Source organism: Paenibacillus sp. HGF5 (genome assembly GCF_000204455.1).
Taxonomy (GTDB): domain Bacteria; phylum Bacillota; class Bacilli; order Paenibacillales; family Paenibacillaceae; genus Paenibacillus_AQ; species Paenibacillus_AQ lautus_A.
The window spans coordinates 1-6,494 of record NZ_AEXS01000147.1; the positions used below are offsets into that span (position 1 = coordinate 1).

At 35.7% G+C, this 6,494-nt stretch carries 7 protein-coding genes; all 7 read right to left on the bottom strand.

Annotated features, from left to right (window positions below):
* Nucleotides 1-194: 194 nt before the first annotated feature.
* Entirely contained in the window at nucleotides 195-962 is a 768-nt protein-coding gene (locus HMPREF9412_RS23485; protein WP_009594292.1) for a nucleotidyltransferase domain-containing protein, read from the bottom strand.
* A 172-nt stretch (nucleotides 963-1,134) separates the two neighbouring features.
* The gene (locus HMPREF9412_RS23490) at nucleotides 1,135-2,223 is read right to left on the bottom strand and encodes a hypothetical protein (protein ID WP_139084069.1); all 1,089 of its coding nucleotides are present in this window, start codon (nucleotides 2,221-2,223) and stop codon (nucleotides 1,135-1,137) included.
* A gap of 255 nt (nucleotides 2,224-2,478) precedes the next feature.
* On the bottom strand, nucleotides 2,479-3,027 hold the full coding sequence (locus tag HMPREF9412_RS23495; protein WP_009594291.1) for an ATP-binding protein: 549 nt from the start codon (nucleotides 3,025-3,027) through the stop codon (nucleotides 2,479-2,481).
* A gap of 244 nt (nucleotides 3,028-3,271) precedes the next feature.
* Nucleotides 3,272-3,622, bottom strand: a complete 351-nt coding sequence (locus HMPREF9412_RS23500) for a hypothetical protein (protein WP_036673301.1) — start codon at nucleotides 3,620-3,622, stop codon at nucleotides 3,272-3,274.
* A gap of 526 nt (nucleotides 3,623-4,148) precedes the next feature.
* The gene (locus HMPREF9412_RS23505; protein ID WP_009594290.1) at nucleotides 4,149-4,625 is read right to left on the bottom strand and encodes a hypothetical protein; all 477 of its coding nucleotides are present in this window, start codon (nucleotides 4,623-4,625) and stop codon (nucleotides 4,149-4,151) included.
* A 216-nt stretch (nucleotides 4,626-4,841) separates the two neighbouring features.
* Nucleotides 4,842-5,351: an AAA family ATPase gene (locus HMPREF9412_RS23510; RefSeq protein WP_036673304.1), complete on the bottom strand. Its 510-nt coding sequence runs from the start codon at nucleotides 5,349-5,351 to the stop codon at nucleotides 4,842-4,844.
* A 730-nt stretch (nucleotides 5,352-6,081) separates the two neighbouring features.
* Nucleotides 6,082-6,494, bottom strand: a 413-nt coding sequence (locus HMPREF9412_RS33010; protein WP_036673310.1) for a hypothetical protein, incomplete at its 5' end; no start/stop codon positions are given.

Here is a 6,494-nt window from a genome sequence, read left to right on the forward strand (position 1 = left end):
TATTATCATAATTGTTGCTAATGTTTTGAGAGTTTCCGCCTAACGTTCTTGTATTCACGACGTCCTGGCCCCTTAGAGTCGCTGCTTATAGTTGTGAGGCTTGCCGAACACCTAATGCAGTGACGTCCCGACGGGCTTAGGGGGCTGGATGTGGTCACTCGCTTCTCAGAGTGGCCCCGAGCGTTAATACGGTGTTAGCCGAGGGAAGTTCTGGAAGCAGCCATTGTATTTAAGGCGTTCTCAAAATAGCTATATACTTCATCTGCAATTCCCAGAAACTCTTCAACAAGTACATCACTATCCAAGTAACAAGCATACAGATACTCAACTAAAGCGGAGTCAATCTCGCAATAGTTTAATATGGCATTCTTCATCTCAATAATGTCATCTTGCCATACACCTGTATCTGTTAAAACCAAAGAGTATAATGCACGAATTAATCTCTTCGAATACCCTTTAATATATCTAGTTTTCATCGAGTGATCGCTAGCAGTAGAAAGTGAACGACGTACACTATCTACTTCTTCCTTGGTCTCTGTATTTAAGTCTAGAATGAACTCTGGAGAAATAATGATCGGTGGTACTTTTTCACCAATGTCATGACCATACATGCAAACACAAATGATCTTAACCCAAAAACCCCACTCATTCGGTTTACTTAATACATCGTCAATCGAGCAAATTATCGTATCAATCTTAGTTACTATTGGATATTCTTCCAAAAGCCTGTCTTTAATATTTGACAATCTTTCGTAATCAATATCTTTGGGATTTACACATACAATAGTAAAGTCTGCATCTGACTTAAAAGGTTTAGCAGTTCCTTTTGGAATCGAGCCACACATATAAATGCTATGAATCTTACCTTTAAATTCGGTAAGTATATGATTTATATACTTATCAACAAAATCCTTATATTCACTTTGTATTGCAATTCTATTTATAACTTTTTCTAATATCATATTGACTCCTCCTAAACTAAGAACTTCTTTCGGCTAACGTTCACACATCTACGACACGCCCCGGCCTTTAGATAGCTCTTATCTTAGGCTGGGTCGTGTGTTGTCCGATTATACTTCATTGCTTTCACACCTGACAACCAAGGGGCGAATGCCCCACTGCGTAGATGTATTGTTAACCGATATTAATGTCCTCTTTGATAGACCACTGATTATTTTTGATAAGACTATATATTTTTTCGTAATATAAATGCTCTCTCATTAGACTATGGTAATTCGCATGATTATGCTTATTTAAGGCCAAATGTTTATAGTATCCCCATCTCTGTATATAACTTTTCTCTTTAGTGTTATATGAAAACCGATGATGCTGTCCATGACATATAGCCATTACGTAAGCCAGTAGGTCAACTAGTAAAACCATTTTATACGCATTATTTCTTGTGTAAAAGTTACCTTCACCCATTAAATGCGATATATAATGCCTGTTAAAGAATGAATTATTTTTAGCAGTTTGATGTTTATTAAAGACAGTATGTTGCCAGATATCTATAAAAGCTCTAATATATTCGTCTAACATGAACGGATTTGGTAGTTGCTTTGAGCTATGATCGTACTCCAGTTCTGCCCACTTGTTTAACAGCTGGTTATCATTTGGCTTATTACTACTCGAATCGAACCCATATAAAGATAACAAAACTCCTTCGATCACAGGAATAAGTATCATGATTGTTGAGATAAACTCACCACGAAGTAAACTCATGTTAGCCTGTTCGATTAAATGTGAAAACTTATTTATATGTTCAGCTCTCATTATTAAAGAGTTCATATTCAAAGCTCTATTGGCCGGGCTCATAACATAACCACTGAAAATATTAGCTAATTTATCTTCAATATCTTGTTTTTCAGGATTTGATAACTTGTTGATGTCAATTGAGTTACATATGTCTTCAATAAGACCCATATCATTCTCAGTTACTTCATCAGCAATAATTGTAAATCCTAATCTAGTCAGTACTTGATTAGCCTTAAACATTCGTATTTGTACATTTTGATGAAAGTCATAACCTTCTATTACTTTAGGTTCAATAGGCTTAGTTATTAAGTATTCCCTAACCTTATCAAATACATCTCTAATTGCCCTTCCCTTACTTTCTGATCTGGTGATTATACCCAAATCACTAACTTCAACAATATATTGGTTCCCTACGTATTGAATTATCATTGGAATTCCAAATACTGATCGAGGATAAGTTTTCATCAAATTTATTACCTCTCATTATCAATTATGTTTGCATTAATTTCGGCTAACGTTATTGTATTCACGAACACTCACTGCCTTAAACGACCGTAGGGAGTGGCCGCGACGCGGTTAGACAGTGCAGGGTTGTCCGGCTGATTTAGCTTCTCTGCAAATGAAATGCCTCTTTGATTCCACTTCTTCTACCTCGGCCGGACCAGAGAGCGATAGATACGCAGCGTGAATACCATGTTATCTGATGGATCGGCCTTCTTCGAATTATCTAAATTCACTTATCTCTTTTATTTGTTGAATAATTTCCAAAGTATCATTGGGGTCCTTGATGTCAAATAGATAATTAGCTTCATCTTTAGTAGGTTGAATTTCTATCGTATTTCCTTGTCTCTCCAATACTTCCAAAAAGTTCGAGGCACTTCTAAATATAGCTTTACTTCTTTGGGTTTGTGTAACACGTTCTTTCAATAAATCAATTGGTAAATTAAAGTGGACTATAATACTTTCAAATCCATTGTCATGAAAGTTCTGGAGTACATTTGTTCTTCCTGATTTATTTAAATTGGAATTGCTTAAGATAATGTGAAAATCGCTTTGCTCCACAGCATAGTTAACAATAGCATTTGTTATAGAGAATTTTAAAGTATTAGGACCTTCTATAGGGCGAAGTTTCTTATAATGGCTATTAATAAATTCAGCATGATTATCCTGATCAATGACTATGGCTTGTTGTAGTACAGATTCTAATTCTTTAGCAAAAGTGGTTTTTCCACTATGAGTTTTTCCAACCGTCATGATTACCAGGCGGCTCATAAAATGCTCTCCCATCAATGTTTTCTATTATGATTTTTGCCGATCTTTCAGATAACGTCGTTGTATTCGCGAACCCGAGTGGCTTAAGCGACCATCGGGAGCGGGTGGTTCCGCCACTTTGCTTCGCAGGGTTGTCTGCCTGACCAACTCCTCCGAAAAGCCTCGAGCAGACCAAGGACCTACCAGGTCCACAGCGTGAATACGTTGTTAGCTGATGCAATTGCCTTCCTCGAATTACTTGCTACTAATCTTTATTATTTCTGAGCAATTCGTCACCAGTTCTAAACCAAGGTTGCAAAGCAAATCTTGCTTCACCAGTTCCGTAATCAAAAAATCTTGAAACTATCTTAATCTCATTATCATCATTAATAATTGACCAAGGACTATTCTTAAATAATTCAATATCTTCTAATCTGTAACCATTTAAATCTAAGTACCAATTTTTATTCCCATTATCTATTATTTCATCTATTTGTCTTATTTTATTCTTTATATATTCATTCCAAATTAAACTTCCTTCAAGGTAGTGTTCTGTTAAACTACCAACAAACTCAAATCTGTGTTTTCGATAATAATCTAAAACAAATGTTTGCACGTTGGCTCTTCCTTTATCTTTTGATTTTTCATTTTACAAGAATTTTCTATGCAATGGTTTCAGCTAACGTTCTTGTATCTACAAACCCGAGAGGCTTAAAGGAACGCCAGCGACTGGGCCCGACGGACTTAGCCTCGCCAGGGTTGTTCGCTGATTCCGCTTCTCTGTAAATGCTTCTTTTGAACCAAAGGTGCAGCCTGAAGCGTAGATACATTGTTATAGAATGTTAGCACCTTCTGATAGGCGTTGATATAATGGATTAACTTTCAAAAATTCTTGTTTTAAGGTTTCTTTATTTTCCATTTTATTATTCCTTTCAAAATAGTTTTTAGGATTCCGGGGTTGCCTATAACGTTGTTGTATCTACGAACCAGAAAGCCTTAAGGGAGCGCACGCGACCGGGTCCGACGGACTTAGCCTCGCAGGGTTGTGAGCTGAGTACACCCCTTTGTTTAATACCACTTGCGAACCAAGGGCAAAGCCCGCAGCGTAGATACTATTTAGGCGAGGTATCTGCCTTCTTCGATTACACTTTCCTAATAATGATCCCTTCTTCAAACTCTTCAATATTATTAATGTTTATCCAAATCTCTTCTGATTCTCTTAATCTATGAAAACGTAAAATTGTATCATCATCATGATAAGTTAAGATAAGGATAAATTCATACTCTGGAAAATCAATTTTTAGTTTAGTGGACCACATTTCTAATAGCTTCTTTGCAAACTTTAACCCTTCTAAAGGATGTTTTTCAAAGGTATTTGATATATCTATCATATGAACATGACTTTCACTTGCTTCAAATCCAGTTCGATCCCCAAACTGGTGAATAATATGTTCAATATTAATTTCTATACTATTTTCAGTGTTTTTCTTTATTACAATGCAACCTTCAACCTCCACAAAGTCTGGCCATACTACATCAATTAATTCAGATTTATCATGATATTTGAGAGTATACTCTTTCTTAAGAATTTCATTGATTTTATTATTTGATATTTCCATTGAATCAGTCCTTAAAGATTTATTCTGCGGATATTTCGCCTAACGTTACTGTATCTCGAACCCGAGAGGCTTAAGGCGCAAACGCGCCGGGTCCGACGGACTTAGCCTCGCAGGGTTGTCTGCCGAAATTGCTACCCCGAATCACATCTCGCAGACCAAGGGCCGAACGGCCCGCAGCGTAGTATTATGTTAGATGATGTTGTCGCCTTCTTCGAATTACTTGGAAAAGCTCTTAAAATAGTTTTTTACTTCCTTGGGCTTTCTAAAAATTACGATACTCTTACTTCCCTTGTACTTCTCTAATATATTAATTATTCTCATCCGTTGATTCTTCCTAAAATTCCATACGGACTTTATAAATTTATAATCAATACTTTCTAGACAACCCTTCCCCATGTATTCTCCAGTTGTACCATGATTTAAGATTGTCCTTTTCATTACCCTACAAAGACATAGATATCGCGGAAAATCGAAAAAGTAAACAGTGTCCGTATAAGGAATTCTATAATCTAATGTCCTTCCATGGTTTCCATCCATGATATAGGTTTCCTGAACTAATAATTTTTGTAGTATTTCATCAAACTCCTGATTATTACAACTGATCCATCCTGGTTTCCAGTAAAATGAATCTAAATGAATTACAGGTAAGCCTGATTCTTTACTTAGTCTTGAAGAAAAAGTTGACTTACCTGAGCCAGGACAACCAATGACTAAGACCCTTTTCATTTATTCCTCCAATGAATTACTTTCAATAAAAATATTGCGATGATTTCATCTAACGTTCTTGTATCTACGAACCCGAGAGGCTTAAGGCAGCTTGCTGCCGGGTGGCTTTGCCACTTAGCCTCATAGGGTTGTCTGTTTGAGTTCACTTCCTCGAGTTACCTTCTGGCAGACCAAGGGTCGAAAGTCCCGCAGCGTAGATACTTTGTTATAAGAAGTTCGGGCCATCACTGAGCTACTTAATTATTATCATGTAACCTTATAAAAAAGCTCTCTAAATTACGATTAATTATAGTATTCACTTCGCTAATGGATAGATTAGTAAAAGGATTATCTTGCTGTTTTAATTCTAAAAACATTTGATTTTCAAAATTATAACTTCTAATGGCTTCATAATAATCCCTAATATCAATTTCATATATTTTTTGTTTGTCAAACTTATGGTGTAATATATGGGAGATTACACATTTGAAAAGCATGTCCGATATTTCTTCATTATCAACGAAATTCCCTGAGATTTGTAATATATATTTAAAGGTTACTTTAAACCTAATATATGGAACTAGTCTATGTTCTGCACTTAATAGAATAGTATCGAATGCTTGAGCTAAATAACTATATACTACGAACCAAAAAACCTCAGCATCCGTAGCATCAGAAGATAATGGTAAGACTGTTGACTCCTTATAAACTGTAAATCTGGTTTCGAGATCCAATCCGCTATCTTCATCTTCTAAAAAAATATGCTCGTATCTATACCTGGTAATAATCCATTCTTTATATCACTTATAGTTTTAAATTGATTTTTATACGACTCAATATCAAGGGAATCTTTAAACATACTGAAAAATGCTTGATCAGCAGCCTTATAAATCATTGAATTATCTTCGGTTAATAATCGGATGGGTAAAATATATATTATTCCCCTAGCTTGTTCAATTATCTTTATATTATCCCTAATTGTAGATTCTATTTGTTCCTTCATCTTAAAATTAAAATCTCTATTAAAATCAGTTTTTCTAACCATCGTTATATACTTGTATATGGGATCATCCCAGAAATGGTACTTCCCCAAAGATACGAATGGGAAATGCTCGTAATCATCCATATCCAAAATTGTTGCTGCTGTAAACACGTAAGCGCTGT

Excerpts from the sequence above, each read along its gene's own strand:
- HMPREF9412_RS23510 (WP_036673304.1), bottom strand. The coding sequence starts at position 5,351 with ATGAAAAGGGTCTTAGTCATTGGTTGTCCTGGCTCAGGTAAGTCAACT.
- HMPREF9412_RS23485 (WP_009594292.1), bottom strand. The coding sequence starts at position 962 with ATGATATTAGAAAAAGTTATAAATAGAATTGCAATACAAAGTGAATAT.
- HMPREF9412_RS23495 (WP_009594291.1), bottom strand. The coding sequence starts at position 3,027 with ATGAGCCGCCTGGTAATCATGACGGTTGGAAAAACTCATAGTGGAAAA.
- HMPREF9412_RS23505 (WP_009594290.1), bottom strand. The coding sequence starts at position 4,625 with ATGGAAATATCAAATAATAAAATCAATGAAATTCTTAAGAAAGAGTAT.